We start from the raw sequence: 14,582 nt of genomic DNA on the forward strand, positions 1-14,582 counted from the left end.
AAATCGCCGGGCACCTTCCGTAAAGGAGGCGCCCGGCGATTAGGGCAGATCTAGTCCTTCGGCTTTTCGCCGCAGACGATCTTATGCCATGGGCTGTAGGTCCAGCTCTTGGTTTCGGCTGGCAGCTTCTTGGAGCCGTCGATGGTCTCCCGGTAACGGGTGATATCGATGCTGAAGCCCTTCTTGCCGCCGGATTCCGAGACGCACTTCTCGGCCGGGTTGTACTTGGTTTCCGGGTTGGTCAGGTTGTACTTCCCCGAGCTCTTCTGCGAGACATCCCAGTACTTGGTGGACCACAGGCGGGTATTGACCTTGTCGCCCGAAACCCATGCCTGGATCATCACGCCGTAGGGGGTGTTGTTCTCCCAGATCATGTCGATCTGGCCTTCCCACAGGGTAGCTTCGCGTCCTGCAGGGTAGCGTTCGAACCAGCGCGAATGCGGCTTGTGGGTGATGTCGTCGTAGCCGGCCAGGAAGCCGACGTTGTACATCTGGGTGGAGATCTGCGAGAGCCCGCCGCCAACGGCTTCGGTACTGAAGCCGCTTTCCACAACCCCGGAGCTGTAGTAGCCGTTGGCCACGGTGATCGGGCCCAGGGCTTCGAGCAGCGAGAAGCGTTCGCCCGGCTTGATGATGTCCCCGTTGACGCGAGCCGAACCGGCACGCAGGTTCTTGGTGCGCACGGTGTCTGAGGCAGGGTACGGGGTGGAGAAGGTGACGATCGGTTCCTTGATGCCAAGCCTCTTCGCATCTGCGGTGGTGAAGTCCGCTTCCTTCTCGGTCATCTCGACTTCGGCAGTACGATTCTTGGCGGCCGTCGCGGCCAAGACCTTGGCACCCAGGCCCTTGGTCTCCAGCGAGATGCCCTTGGAAGACTTGATGATCGAAGGCTTGCCGTCCTTCAAGACGATCTGCGCATCCTTGGCGGTGCTGGAAAGATCGGAGTTCTTCGTTGCCGCCTTGTAGAGCTTCTTGTCGTCCAAGGCGATCGCCGGAGCACCGTCCTTGGGCGCGTAGCTGGCTGCCGCGGCAATGGATGCGACCGAGATGGTTGCTTTCTTCTTGCCCGAGGCCAGGGTGACTTCGTCCTTCAGCAGCGTCTTGACGTCCTTGTCGTAGAAGGCCTGCAGGGTGTCGGCAGAAATCTGCGGCTTGATGACATCGGCTGGCAGGGCGATCGCAGGGCCGGCAATTTCCCAGTCGTCGCTGATCAAGTCGGCGGCTTCCTCGGTCTTCAGCGCGACGCCGTCAACGGGCTTGGTCAGCTTGGAGGTGCCATCGCCGAATTCGATGGTTCCTTCGGCAACCTCGGCGTTGGCCTTCTGGGCCAGTGCATCGAGCTGCGCGGCCAGCTTATCCTCGTCAACGTCTACTGCAGGGGTGACGTGGAACTCGCCGGTGAGGCGTTCGTAGAGCTTGACCGGGTTGATTTCGTAGGACGTCAGTTCATTGACGGTGTCTTCAACGTTCAGTTCCAGACCGGCCTTGGCAGGATCCAGTGTGTACTTTTCACCGTTGACAGTGACATCCACTGGCTTCTCAGCCAGGGGGAGAACCTCGCGTTCCAGCTCGGCGCGAGCCTGGTCCTTATTCATGGAACCGATATTCACACCCGCAATGGAGGCGTTGGCCGGGACCTGGGAGCTGACAAAGGCTGCTCCGCCGAAATATGCTGCGGCTACGGCTGCCACGCAAGAACCGGCAATGATCCAAGGCTTGGCCTTGCCCTTCTGCATTTTCTTGTCTTGCTGAGAGTGAGTAGGCGTAGATGAGGAACTGTCCGGGGAGGGGGTCTGCACTGGTCTAGTAGCTCTTTCGAAAGCGATGGGGGCTCGGCGCGCGGCCAAGGCTAATGCCTCAAGCCGTTGCACGCATCAATAGAAATACTAACTGCTGGAACAACCGATCCAGATATCAATAGCCCGTGAGCGCATAATCGTTATGCAGTTGTTGGATTCCACTAAGCCAAATCATCGAGAACCAGGTCGGCGATGGCATCCAAGCGCGAGAAGTCCAGACGCACGTCCGCTTCGTCGCGCAGGGCGGGCTTCGCGTTGAAAGCAACCCCCAACCCTGCGGCGGCAACCATGGCGAGGTCGTTGGCGCCATCTCCGGCGGCGATCGTTGCAGCCATCGGGATCTGGTGCTCCTGCGCCCAAGCGCGCAGCATTGTTTCCTTCATTTCACGGTCGACAATCTGGCCGTGAACGGTACCGTCAAGAATTCCTCCGGTGATCCCCAAGGTGTTGGCCAGCGCATGGTCCAGTCCGAGGTGGGCGGCCAGCGGATCCAGAATCTGCTGGAACCCGCCGGAAACTACGCCGACCTTGTGCCCGGCCGCATGGAACCGCTTGACTAGGGATTCGGCGCCGTCGGAGAAGATAATGCGCTGGCCTACCTCGGCGAGGACATCAACTGGCAGATCCTTCAATGTAGCTACGCGCTGGATCAACGATTGGGCGAAGTCCAATTCGCCGCGCATCGCGGCCTCGGTCACCGCAGCCACTTCTTCTTCCCGTCCAGCGTGGGCGGCGAGCAATTCGATGACTTCCTGCTTGATCAAGGTGGAATCGACATCCATCAGCAGCAGGAGCTGTGGTGCCTCGGTAAGCTCGGCAGGCACCACAGCTACGCACAAGTCCGCGTAATCCAGTGCCCCGTCGGCGACCAGGGCATCGACGAATTGCTTGGCAGCCTGCTGCAGCTGAGCGTGATCGGCCTGCTCGATGCGGAATTTGGCAACCAATCGCGCTTCCTTGGTTTTTATCCGGCTTTCGTCGGCATCCGGGATCAGTCCGGCTCCCGTTGCCCGCTGCAGGACAGCGGCGAAGTCGGTGCGGGAAAGGGATGGGCGGGATGCGAAAACCAATGATGAAGCCATGCAACCATTTTTCATTGCCCCGGTGATTACGACCAAACATGACGTGCTGGCCCCGGGTGCAGGCACCGGTCCGATGGGCGCGAACTGGCATTGCAACAGGAGGCGATGCAGGTCAATCCGGCGATTTTTGGGACTTGCACGGCATTTCCGATTAGTGAAACAGGGGTGGAAAGTCTAATCTTGAATACCATGAGCGAAGTGCTAACTTTCAAAGATGTCAGCGTTGTACGCGGGCGAAAAGAACTGCTCAAGGACGTGTCCTGGGAAGTCAAAGAAGGACAGCGGTGGATTGTGATCGGCCCCAATGGCGCCGGCAAGTCGACCTTGATGAACATCGCAGCTACTCGGTTGCATCCCACCCGCGGTACCGCGGATATTCTTGGTGAACGCTTGGGCAAGGTTTCGGTCTTCGATCTGCGTCCGCTGATCGGCCTGAGCTCGGCCCTGGTTGCCAACTCCATTCCAGCCAACGAGACCGCGCTGAATGTGGTGCTCACTGCCGCCTACGGCATGACCGGCCGCTGGCGCGAGAAGTACGAGAAGCTCGATGAGCGCCGTGCTTTCCACCTGCTGCACAACTGGGGCATGTCGACCTTCATGAACCAGCCTTTCGGCAAGCTTTCCGAAGGCGAACGCAAGCGCGTGCTGATCGCCCGTGCCTTGATGACCGATCCCGAGCTGCTGATTCTCGATGAGCCGGCAGCTGGCCTGGACCTTGCCGGTCGCGAAGACCTGGTTGGCAAGCTGGCTGAACTGGCAGCCGACGATGATGCTCCAGCACTGGTTCTGGTGACCCACCACCTTGAAGAGGTGCCAGCGGGATTCACCCACATCTTGATGATGCGTGACGGCGAAGTCGTCGCCGCCGGCGAGATCGACTCCACGCTCAACGAAGAAAACCTGGAAGCAACCTACGGCGTGCCGCTGAGCCTGCGCCGTGAAGGTGGACGCTTTTCGGCTTTCGCACGCAGCTAACAACAATAACTAAAGGGGAAAGCTCCACGTGATCGAATTTTGGCGTGAAGCCCTGATCTTCCTTGGAGGACTCTGGGCCGGAACTATCAACACCGTCGTCGGGTCGGGCACCTTGGTCACTTTCCCCATTCTCGTGGCGTTGGGCACGGCACCGGTGAATGCCGTGGTCTCCAACGCCATGGGTCTGGTTGCTGGAGGCTTCTCCGGCGCCTGGGGCTACCGGCGGGAAGCCGCCAGCGTCAAGAAGACGCTGCTCAAGCTCGTGCCAGTCTCCTTGGCCGGCGGGTTGATCGGTTCACTGCTGCTATTGAATTTGCCGGAGTCGGTCTTCGGCATCGTAGCGCCGGTGCTGCTGGTTTGCGCGCTGGTATTGGTGATCTTCCAGCCGCGCCTTTCCAAGTGGGCCAAGACTCGCCAGGCTGCGTCCGGCGGCACCGATCCGGACGATGCCGACCGTGCGCGGATTCCACTGGTGCTGTATATCCTCGTGTTCCTGATCGGTGTCTACGGAGGCTACTTCACCGCGGCGCAGGGCATCTTGCTGATGGCTGTCTTCGGCATCTTCCTGCAGGCCTCCCTGCAGCAGTCCAATGCCATCAAGGTGATACTTTCCTTGATCGTGAACCTTGTCGCCGCGATCATGTACCTGATCATCGCGCCCGAGCGCATCCACTGGCTCATCGTGCTGCTGATTGCTGTCGGCTCGCTGATCGGCGGTTTCATCGGTGCCAAGGTGGGACGCAAGCTCTCGCCGGGATGGCTGCGCGCCGTCATCGTCATTCTGGGGCTGATTGCCTTGGGCAACATGCTCTACAAGCTGGTGTAGCTTCGTGGCAGAAATTCTTAATCCTGCACGCATCTTGCAGGTGGCGGATCTGGAGGATCCCCGTCTCGATGAGTACCTCAGGCTCTCGGAGGCGCATCTGCGCATGCGCACCGATGTGGAAAATGGCCTCTACATCGCCGAGAGCACCAAAGTTGTCCAGCGTGCGATCAATGCAGGCCATGTGCCACGCAGCTTCCTGCTCGCTGAAAAGCATCTGGATCAGCTGGCCGAGGAATTCAACCGCTTCCCGGACGCGCCGATATTCATCGGGGACGACCGGCAGCTTCAGGACTTGGTCGGCTTCCATCTGCACCGCGGCGCCATGGCCGCGATGAATCGTCCCGAACCGCGGGATCTGGACGAAGTGCTTGAGGCCAGTTCCCGGATTGCCATCTTGGAAGACATCGCAGACCATACGAATCTCGGCGCAATTATCCGCTCGGCCTCAGGCCTCGGGGTAGACGCAGTGCTGCTCACCCCTAAATGCGTTGACCCTTGGTACCGGCGCAGCGCGCGTGTCTCGATGGGTACGGTCTTCGACCTTCCTTGGGTACGAATGCAGTCCTGGCCAGAAGATCTCCAGACGCTGAAGAACCATGGCTATGAGATGCTCGCCATGGAACTGACCGATGACGCGATCCCGTTGAACGAAGTGGAGATCAAGGCTGGGCAGAAGGTCGCGATGATATTGGGCAATGAAGGCAGGGGAGTCACCGATGAAGCTCTCGCCGCCGTTGACCGGACCGTCATCATCCCGATGCACCGTGATGTGGATTCACTGAATGTTGGTGCCGCAAGCGCAATTGCGTTCTGGCATTTGTGCTCCGCGCCACGCTGAGAACGTTTCTGCAGTCATCGATTTTGCGATAGGATGGACTGTCTGTGCTTTGAGGTTTCTACGTGGAGCCCTGAATGCGGGACACAATTTCCGAGTAAGTAGCTGCTGGCAAAATCCAGTGGCCATAAACAAAAAGGTGTATAGCTATGAAGGCTGATATCCATCCGCAGTACGGCCCAGTTGTCTTCAACGACCTGGCATCCGGCGAAAAGTTCCTGACCCGTTCGACCGCTAAGTCGGACAAGACCATCGAATGGGAAGATGGCAACACCTACCCAGTAATCGACGTCGAAATCTCGGCAGCTTCGCACCCGTTCTACACCGGCAAGCAGCGCATCATGGACACCGCTGGTCGTGTCGAGCGCTTCAACGCCCGCTTCAAGGGCTTCGGCGGCAAGAAGTAATACTTCGCCCCTAGCAAGCTTTCGCGGCGTGTTTCCAGTTTCTGGAAACACGCCGCCGCTGCTTTAACGGACTGGCCATCACCGGATGCCGGACCTGCAATGACTGAAAAAAGTTCTCACTGAAAAATCGGCGGGACTCCGTTGAACGCAACGTGCGACGCGCCAGGTGTCTTGATCGCCAGATGAAGACGTTACTGACTGAAAAATTCTGTCAGTGGCGAAGGCAGGGCGCTTCATGAGGCGAAGGCCGTAGAGGTCTACTGGCTGCGACAGCAAAAGTGTGCGCTGGCCTCTCGAAGAATCGATTTTGGCCGCATCGAGCTGGGCAACCGGCTCCATTGCGGTTGCCTGAAGGGTGTTCATGGGTGGTGTGGTGCTGCTGGTGACTGAAAAAGTTTGTCACCCAAGATCGATCATCCGGGCTAGGGCACTCAGCCTGTTTCCCGTTGTCCGCCCATGTGCGGGGGTTCGGTGACTGGACTCTTTTCCGGAATGTCGATGTGCGGCTTGAGCCCGAGTACCCTGCGCACTTCGGGCGTCAATCGGACATGAGGCAAGGGGATGACCCTGGGACGCTCCGGGCAATGATCGCTCACATGATCGAACTGATCTACGCGCTTTACGCTGCCCGGAACCACAATGGAATTCAGGCCATGCGGTGTCACCCACATTTTTGACCCATCGGGCCGAGCAACAACTTTCCAGCCCAATGCGTGTTTGAACATTTGATGCTGCTTGCACAGGAGTTGGGTATTCTCCCTGGTCGTGTGCCCTCCATGGGCCCAGTCGTCAATATGGTCAATCTCGGAGCGATCTGCTGGACGGCGGCAGGCAGGGAAGCAGCAATGCTCATCTCGATTCCTCAGCAGATCCTTGAGGCCCTGGGACGGGCGGTAGCTCCTGCGCTCGACATCTATTGCGGCGCCAGTCCACGGGTCGGTCAATACTCGCTGGAACGAAGGCGCATCCTTGGCCAACTGCAGCGCGGCGCCCAGCGGAATGGGACCGTAGCCTTCCAGATCGGCCACGGTCCTGGAAGGATCTGCCAGCATCTCGACCGCGGGAATAGTAATGGATACGCGAGGTTTCAGGGGTGTGCCTTCATGGCCTGGCCAGCCATTGAGGATGATGTCGGCAAAGGCATCGGCTTCTATTTGCTCCCGGGTACGGGGATCCTCCGGATCGTTGTGCTGGTCAGCCACCCATTTCACGGAGTTCTTGATTGAATGAACCACAGCGGCGCTGTTGCAGTACTTGAGCGTGGACATTCCGTTCTCGTCATCCTGCAACGTAAGCCTGCGATGCTCCTCGGACTTCTTGCGCCTTTGCTCGGCAGACTCGGGGCGCATCCGGTCATGGAATCGGCGCGCGCGTTGGTATATAGCGTCATCCGACGCTGTCTTGGCCATGGGCAATAAGAGGTGTTGCATCTGGCTGATCTGCTCTGGGAGCAAGTCTTGTGCGTACTTCACAATGTCGTGAGCAGCCTTAACGGTGATCTCGCCTGCGGCCAGGGCCATGAGAGTGTCCTTGCAAACGTAGCGGAGTCCCTTGGCATGGAACATGCGTTTGGCTACCTTGCGCGGGCTCTCGCGCAGGGCGACGGACGCTTCCGCGATGAGGTTGGAGTTGATCACCTGATCGCTGCCACGGTCGATGCCGTAGTATTCTGCGCTTCGTCGCGCTTCGCGTTCCTCCTCCTCGGTGTTCGAGTCCTGCGTGGCAATGGTATCGGCCAATGATTCACTGACTTGTTCGGCTGAGTCGGCCAGCAGCACTGAGGTCAGCGCATCAAGGCTGCTCTGCAGGCGCTGGATCATTGTCAGCCGTTCGAGGGCGTCGCGAGGGCCATTGAGCGGCCCCGCGTCGTAAAGCTCATCGGCCATGCGTTTCACAGGACCACAGAACAATTGATGTTCGATGCGATCGCTGAAGAAAGAATCCTTGTGGGATTCTGTGCGGGTGCCGGCCGGGAGCAGCGGCAGACGATGCTCGTCATCGTCGTCTTGGATGAAGTCGGGTATAGCCATAGTTAATTCTCTGGCTGGGGTCGGACATTTTGGCCCGGAAATCCGCGGATTGTGGACGCCTTTTCGAAAATTGATTCGATTGTTATCGTTGGGGTGTTCGTCGACCGGAAACCGTCGAGTCCACCGCTGCCCGGATTCGACTCGCGGGTGGCCGGGGATAGAATGAAACCATGATGCATCATGGTGAATACAAGGTAGTCGGTGGCAAATTAGTCGTTGTAGATCTGGATACCGCCGACGGCGTGATCACCGAAGTGTCCTTGAATGGCGACTTCTTCCTGGAGCCGGACGACGCGCTCGACGACCTGAATGATGCGATCCGCGGCCTGCCAACCGATGCCAGCCACAGTACCATTCGCACGGCGGTGATCGAGAACCTGCGTGAAGGCGCAGTGATGTTCGGATTCGACGAGGACGCCGTTGCGCGCGTAGTACGTCGCGCGCTGGGCCATGCCACCAAGTGGGAAGATCACGAGTGGGAAATCCTGGGCCCGGAGATCATCCCCATCACCGAGCAGGTGGCGCTGGATGAGGTGCTGACCCGGCAAATCGCCAAGGGCACGCGCAAGCCGACGATCCGCTTCTGGGATTGGAGCGAAGGCGCCGTGGTCATTGGTTCCTTCCAGTCGCTGAAGAACGAGGTCGACATCGAGCAGGCCGAAAAGCACGGCATCAAGGTGGTGCGCCGCATTTCAGGAGGCGGGGCGATGTTCATGGAAGCCGGCAACTGCATCACGTACTCGCTGTACGCCCCCGAATCACTGGTGGACGGCATGAGCTTTGCCGATTCCTACCCGTTCCTGGATGAGTGGGTCATGGAAGCGCTGGAAAGCATCGGACTGAAGGCGCACTACAAGCCGCTGAACGACATCGCCACCCCGGCCGGAAAGATCGGCGGGGCCGCGCAGAAGCGCCTGGCCAATGGCGCGATGCTGCACCACGTCACGATGAGCTACGACATCGATGCGCAGAAGATGACCGAGGTGCTGCGGATCGGCCGCGAGAAGATTTCCGACAAGGGCATCGCCTCGGCGGTCAAGCGCGTTGATCCGCTGAAGTCACAGACCCAGCTGGAACGCATGGAGATCATCAAGGTCATGATGGGCACCTTCGCCAAGCGCACCGGTGCCAAGCCGGCACAGCTGGATGCCGAATCCCGCCAGGCGGCGCAGGAGCTGGCGGCTGCCAAATTCGCCACCGAGCAGTGGACCGCACGCGTTCCATAAGACGGCAGGATCCAAGGGCCCGTTCTCGATTCCGCATCGAGAACGGGCCCTTGCTTCGTTTCAGGCGGCAAAAAGCCGGCCCTCTGCTTGATGAAGCAGCGGGCCGGCTTGGAGCGCCAGCGGCTATCGGCTAGCGGCTGGCGCGGCTGTGGGCCTGGGCCTGCAGCGAGCGCTGCAGCTCGGCGCGTTCCTCCAGCAGGATGCGCTTGAGTGCGGCCGGGGCGCCCTCGTGGCGTTCGAGCCAGGTGGTGGCTGTGGCCAGCGCCTTGTTCTGCTCGATGGAGCCCTGGAGATCCTGGTGGCCTGGATACAGTCCCTCGATCACGCGGGTGGCGAATTCCATGCCCATGGTCTCGAAGACCGGCAGGATCGCCGCCCAGTAGCGCTCCTCGAATGGGGCCAGCAGTGCGGCCGAACCCAGGGTGAAGCCCAGCGCGGTAGCCGAAAGGGCGTCGTTGGACAGTTCGCCCTGCTCATCGCGGGCCATCAGCACGGTATCGAAGGCGGTCTCCTTGGCCTGCGGGTCCGGGCGGGCGGCCAGTGCGGTGCGTACTGAGTTCTGCGCCACGCTGGTGGGGTTGGCCTTGGCGGCCTCGTGCATGCGTGCTTCGGCGGCTTCATCGAGCCGGCCGGCGGCGGCCAGCGCGATGTAGGAACCCCAGAGCAGCTGCTCGTCGACGGTGACCTGGTAGGCGTTGGGCTGCTCGCCGAGGAACGCATCGAGCACCTCGGGGGCCACGCCGGAGCGGGCCAGGCGGACCAGGGTGCGCGCGGTGGTGGTCTGCTGGTCGCTGCCGGCCTCGAATTCGGTCAGCCATCCGGTGAGCGTTGCGGCTGCCTGCTGGCGCAGCCCGGCGCGCAGCTCGGGAGCCACGTACTTGGCGATCGAGGTGGCCAACTGGTCGGTGAGCACCCCGAAGACGCCGGCATCGGTGACGGTGTGCGCGTGATCCAGGATGGCCTGCACATAGCTCTGCGCGTCGAGCGTGGCCGAGCGCACCGCATCCCACAGCGATGCCCAGCAGGTGGCGCGCGGCAGCGAGTCGGTCAGCCCCGAAAGGTGGCCAAGCAAGGTGGCGCGCGAGACCGGATCGAATTCGATCAGCGCGTAGGTCTCGTCGCCGTCGTTGGGCAGCAGCAGGTCCGGGACCGTGCGGCCGACAAGGAAGTCCAGGGCCACCTGTTCGCCGGCCAGCTCCACCTGCACCGAATCGGTGCGCTGCAGCTTGCCCGAGTCCAGCTCGTAGGCGCCCACGGAGAGCACATGCGGGCGGGCGATCGGCGCTGCGGTAACCGGGTCGGTGCCCGACTGGATCAGCGAGGCTGAGGTGATGGTGCCCGACTCGTCGGTGTCGTACTGGACGTGCAGCTTCGGCACGCCGCTGGTCTTCAGCCAGGCGTCGGCCCACTGGCCCATATCGCGGCCGCTGGCGGCTTCCAGCGCTTCGAGGAAGTCATCCAGCGAGGTGTTGCCGTAAGCGTGCTTGCGGAAGTAGGCGCGGGCGGCGTCGCGGAAGGCATCGGCGCCAACGAAGGCAGCCAGCTGCTTGAGCACGGACGCGCCCTTGGCGTAGGTGATGCCGTCGAAGTTCTGGTCCGCTGCCAGCAAATCGGGGATGTCGGCGACGATCGGGTGAGTGGTGGGCATCTGGTCAGCGACGTAGGCCCAGGCCTTGCGGCGCGCGGCGAAGGTGGTCCAGGCTGTGGTGAAGTCGGTGGCCTCGTCGTTGGCCAGGGTGCCGATGTAGTCGGCGAAGGATTCCTTGAGCCACAGGTCGTCCCACCACTTCATGGTGACCAGGTCGCCGAACCACATGTGCGCCATCTCGTGCATCAGGGTGTTGCCGCGCTGCTCGTACTGGCCTTCGGTGGCGTGCGAGGTGAACACGTAGCGTTCGGTGAAGGTGACCAGGCCCGGGTTCTCCATGGCGCCGAGGTTGTACTCGGGGACGAACGCCGAGTCGTACTTGCCCCATGGGTAGGGGTAGTCGAACAGCTCGTGGTAGTAGTCAAGGCCCTGGCTGGTCAGCTTGATGATTTCCTCGCCGTCGAAGTGCTCGGCCAGTGACGCGCGGCAGGTGGCGGCCATCTGAATGGACAGCTCTTCGCCGTCGGCCAGCTGCTGCACGTGCTCGCCGCGCACCACATGGTACGGGCCGGCCAGCACCGCGGTGATGTAGGAGGAGATCTTAGGTGTGGGGGAGCAGGCGACGGTCTTGGTGCCGTCCTCGTTCACGACCTCATCGACGATCGGCTGGTTGCTGGCCAGGTGCCAGTCGGCCGGACCGGTGAGCGTGAAGCGGTAGCTGGTCTTCAGATCCGGCTGCTCGAAGCAGGCGAAGACGCGGCGCGCCTCGGAAGGCTCGAACTGGGTGTAGAGGTAGGTTTCGCCGTCCTGCGGGTCCACGAAGCGGTGCAGGCCCTCGCCGGAGCGCGAGTAGATGGCCTGGCCGGTGATCTTCACGGTGTTCGGCGCATCGGTGCGCAGGTTATCGAGGTAGATGCGCGCATCGAGCACGGCGGAATCCACATCGATCGCGGTGCCGTTGACCAGCACCTCGGCCACCGATTCGTGGATGAAGTCGATGAAGGTCGCCGGTTCCCTGGAGCTGAAGTTCAGCGTGGTGATCGAGGTGAAGCTGGTGGCGTTGCGGTCGGCGGCATTGGCCAGGTCGAGCTGGACTTCGGCGAAGTGCCATTCGATATTCCGTGCGCGCCAGGCCGCTTCGTCGCGCCTGAGGTTTTCATTGGGTGCATAGCGTTGAAGTGTGTCCACCATCCCAGCTTAGCTGTGAAAGAACCGTTTGAGACCTATCCGGCGATCATTTCTGCAGTGATTGGCGCGCGTCGAGCAGCGAGCGGATCCCGTCGAAGTGCGAGGAGATCAGCGAGCGGGCGGTGGCGATGTCCTTCGCCTTGACTGCGTCGAGGATGTCCCGGTGGTCCTGGGCGGTCTTCGCAGGCTGGGTTGCGCGCGGGTCGGTGTCGACCGCGTCGTAGATCGAGCGGTACACGTCCCAGAAGACCCCCAGCAGGTTGCTCAGCAACCGGTTGCCCAGCGGCTCGAAGAGGATCCGGTGGAAGGCCTTGTCCTGCTCGACGAATTGCTCGCCGCGGGCCGCGCGCTCCTCCATCTGGACCACGCACTGCTCCAGTGCTTCCAGGTGCTCCTCGGCCACCGCGGCGATGGCCTGGCCGATCAGCCCGGCTTCCAGCGCCTGGCGCACGTCGACCAGCTCATTGGCCTCGTGCCCATGGTGGCGCAGCGACATCTGGCCGCGGAAGGCCAGCGAATCCTCCAGCGCGTTCAGATTGTCCTCGGCGACGAACATGCCGAAGCCGTGCCGGGTGTCGATGATGCCCAGGGCCTGGAGCACCTTGATGGCTTCGCGCAGGGAGTTGCGCCCCACGCCGAGCTCGGCCATGAGCTCCTGCTCGGTGGGCAGCGGGTCGCCGGGCAGCAGTCCGCGTTCCAGGATCAGCGCGGTGATGTCATTGGTCAGGGCGCGCAGGCGCGCACGGGCGTCGCTGCGGCGAACTGGTGGTGTGCTCAACTGGCCTCTTTCGGGGGTTCGGGCCAGCTGCTGGTGTGACGCAGTTGACCAATGGATGTGATTGCTACTACAGTCTAGTCCATAGATAGGACATCCTACGTCCCATGTTACAAAATTGATCACGAAAGGTGGCACCGATGGCACTGAATGAATTGGCCAGCAAGCCCTTCGCACGTCGAGATTTCCTCCGGTACAGCGGCATGGTAGGTGCGGCAGCGGCCTTTTCCGCCAGCCTCGCCGCCTGCTCGTCTACTTCGGGCAGCACCGCCGGGGGAGCCTCCGCCGGAACTGGCACCATCGAGGCGGGCATCTCCTACTCCCTGTCCACCGGCTTCGACCCGATGACATCCTCGGGCGCGACCCCGTACGCCGCCAACATGCACCTTTTCGAAGGCCTGGTCGACTTGCACCCGGCCACCCGTGAACCCTACCTGGCACTGGCCGCCGCCGACCCGGTCCAGGTCGATGACACCACCTGGGAAGTCACCCTCCGCGAGGGCGCGAAATTCCACAACGGCGACCCGGTGACCGTGCAGGACGTCGTGTACTCCTTCGAGCGCGTTCTGGACAAGCAGAACGCCTCGCTGTTCGCCCAGTTCATCCCGTTCATCAAGGCCGCCAAGGCCAAGGACGAGAAGACCGTGTCCTTCACCCTGAACTACGCCTTCCCGCTGTTCCCCACCCGCATCTCGGTGGTCAAGATCGTCCCGAAGGCCGTGGCCTCCAAGGATCAGGCAGCCTTCGATGCCGCCCCGGTGGGCTCGGGCCCGTACAAGTTCGTCTCGGCCACCAAGGACGACAAGATCGTCTTCGAGAAGTTCGCCGACTACAACGGCCAGTACCCGGCCGCTGCCAGCGGCATGACCTGGTTCCTGCTCTCGGATGCCGCGGCGCGCGTGACCGCCATGGAGTCCGGCCGCGTGGCGGCCATTGAGGACGTGCCCTACCTGGACATGGACCGCCTGAAGTCGAAGGTCGACGTTGAATCCGTGCAGTCCTTCGGCCTGCTGTTCCTGATGTTCAATTGCAAGGAAAAGCCCTTCAACGATGTCAAGGTGCGCCAGGCGTTGCACTATGGCCTGGACACCGAGTCGATCATCAAGACCGCGCTGCTGGGCAATGCCAAGGCCGCCACGTCGTACGTGCAGGAAACCCACCCGCAGTACATGAAGGCCGACACCGTCTACTCCTACGACCCGGCCAAGGCCGAGGCCCTGCTGAAGGAAGCTGGCGTCAGCTCGCTGAACTTCGAGCTGCTGACCACCGACACCGCCTGGGTGAAGGATGTCGCCCCGCTGATGCTCGAATCGTGGAACAAGCTGCCGGGCGTGAACGTGACTATGCAGAACCTGCAGTCCGGCGCGCTGTATGCGGATAATGTCGACTCCGGCAAGTTCACCGTGGTGGCCGCTCCGGGCGACCCTTCGGTCTTCGGCAACGACCTGGACCTGCTGCTCTCCTGGTTCTACCGCGGCGACGTCTGGCCCAAGTCCCGCTTCCGCTGGAACGAGACCGCAGAGTACACGGCGCTGCAGAAGGAACTGGATGCCGCGGTCAAGGCCAAGGACGAATCCGGAGCCAAGGCCGCCTGGGCCAAAGCCATCAACCTGGTCGCCGAGCAGGCCCCGCTCTACCCGATCCTGCACCGCCAGCTGCCCACCTCCTGGGACTCGGCCAAGCTCGATGGTTTCCAGCCGCTGCCCACTACCGGCGTGTCCTTCATCGGCGTAGCCCCGAAGGCCTAGGCCCGCCCGCCCCGTCCCTGGGGACCAGGGCACGGTGCCTGGGCGCGGACCGCACCCGCGCTCAGGCCCCGTGCCCGCCCGCAGAACCATCCTTCCCAAACCC

General features: G+C 61.8%; 11 protein-coding genes. 6 read left to right on the forward strand and 5 right to left on the reverse strand.

Going from position 1 to position 14,582, the window contains the following annotated elements:
• Positions 1 to 50: 50 nt before the first annotated feature.
• Complete coding sequence (locus F0M17_RS07995) at positions 51 to 1,736, reverse strand: VanW family protein (protein ID WP_246857165.1); 1,686 nt, start codon at positions 1,734 to 1,736, stop codon at positions 51 to 53.
• A gap of 224 nt (positions 1,737 to 1,960) precedes the next feature.
• Positions 1,961 to 2,881, reverse strand: coding sequence for a phosphoserine phosphatase SerB (gene serB, locus F0M17_RS08000; protein ID WP_149596880.1), 921 nt, complete (start codon positions 2,879 to 2,881; stop codon positions 1,961 to 1,963).
• A 189-nt stretch (positions 2,882 to 3,070) separates the two neighbouring features.
• Here serB and F0M17_RS08005 point away from each other — a divergent pair, with 189 nt between their 5' ends.
• The 4 genes from F0M17_RS08005 to F0M17_RS08020 all read left to right on the forward strand — a co-directional run bounded on the left by F0M17_RS08005 (position 3,071) and on the right by F0M17_RS08020 (position 5,924).
• Entirely contained in the window at positions 3,071 to 3,856 is a 786-nt protein-coding gene (locus F0M17_RS08005) for an ABC transporter ATP-binding protein (RefSeq protein WP_149596881.1), read from the forward strand.
• 31 nt (positions 3,857 to 3,887) lie between these two features.
• Positions 3,888 to 4,682 (forward strand): sulfite exporter TauE/SafE family protein, encoded by a 795-nt coding sequence (locus F0M17_RS08010; protein ID WP_066138978.1) that lies wholly within the window; start codon positions 3,888 to 3,890, stop codon positions 4,680 to 4,682.
• A 4-nt stretch (positions 4,683 to 4,686) separates the two neighbouring features.
• Entirely contained in the window at positions 4,687 to 5,520 is an 834-nt protein-coding gene (locus F0M17_RS08015; RefSeq protein WP_149596882.1) for an RNA methyltransferase, read from the forward strand.
• Positions 5,521 to 5,666: 146 nt separating this feature from the next.
• The gene (locus F0M17_RS08020) at positions 5,667 to 5,924 is read left to right on the forward strand and encodes a type B 50S ribosomal protein L31 (protein WP_038991006.1); all 258 of its coding nucleotides are present in this window, start codon (positions 5,667 to 5,669) and stop codon (positions 5,922 to 5,924) included.
• 431 nt (positions 5,925 to 6,355) lie between these two features.
• On the opposite strand, the gene F0M17_RS08025 is transcribed toward F0M17_RS08020, so the two are convergent.
• Positions 6,356 to 7,954, reverse strand: coding sequence for an HNH endonuclease signature motif containing protein (locus F0M17_RS08025; RefSeq protein WP_149596883.1), 1,599 nt, complete (start codon positions 7,952 to 7,954; stop codon positions 6,356 to 6,358).
• 170 nt (positions 7,955 to 8,124) lie between these two features.
• Here F0M17_RS08025 and F0M17_RS08030 point away from each other — a divergent pair, with 170 nt between their 5' ends.
• Entirely contained in the window at positions 8,125 to 9,180 is a 1,056-nt protein-coding gene (locus F0M17_RS08030) for a biotin/lipoate A/B protein ligase family protein (protein ID WP_149596884.1), read from the forward strand.
• 130 nt (positions 9,181 to 9,310) lie between these two features.
• On the opposite strand, the gene pepN is transcribed toward F0M17_RS08030, so the two are convergent.
• Complete coding sequence (gene pepN / locus F0M17_RS08035) at positions 9,311 to 11,959, reverse strand: aminopeptidase N (RefSeq protein WP_246857166.1); 2,649 nt, start codon at positions 11,957 to 11,959, stop codon at positions 9,311 to 9,313.
• A gap of 43 nt (positions 11,960 to 12,002) precedes the next feature.
• Positions 12,003 to 12,734, reverse strand: coding sequence for a FadR/GntR family transcriptional regulator (locus F0M17_RS08040; protein ID WP_141355409.1), 732 nt, complete (start codon positions 12,732 to 12,734; stop codon positions 12,003 to 12,005).
• Between the two features lie 137 nt (positions 12,735 to 12,871).
• Here F0M17_RS08040 and F0M17_RS08045 point away from each other — a divergent pair, with 137 nt between their 5' ends.
• The gene (locus F0M17_RS08045) at positions 12,872 to 14,479 is read left to right on the forward strand and encodes an ABC transporter substrate-binding protein (protein WP_073706276.1); all 1,608 of its coding nucleotides are present in this window, start codon (positions 12,872 to 12,874) and stop codon (positions 14,477 to 14,479) included.
• Positions 14,480 to 14,582: the final 103 nt, after the last annotated feature.

The sequence above is a fragment of the Glutamicibacter sp. ZJUTW genome (assembly GCF_008370855.1).
Taxonomy (GTDB): domain Bacteria; phylum Actinomycetota; class Actinomycetes; order Actinomycetales; family Micrococcaceae; genus Glutamicibacter; species Glutamicibacter nicotianae.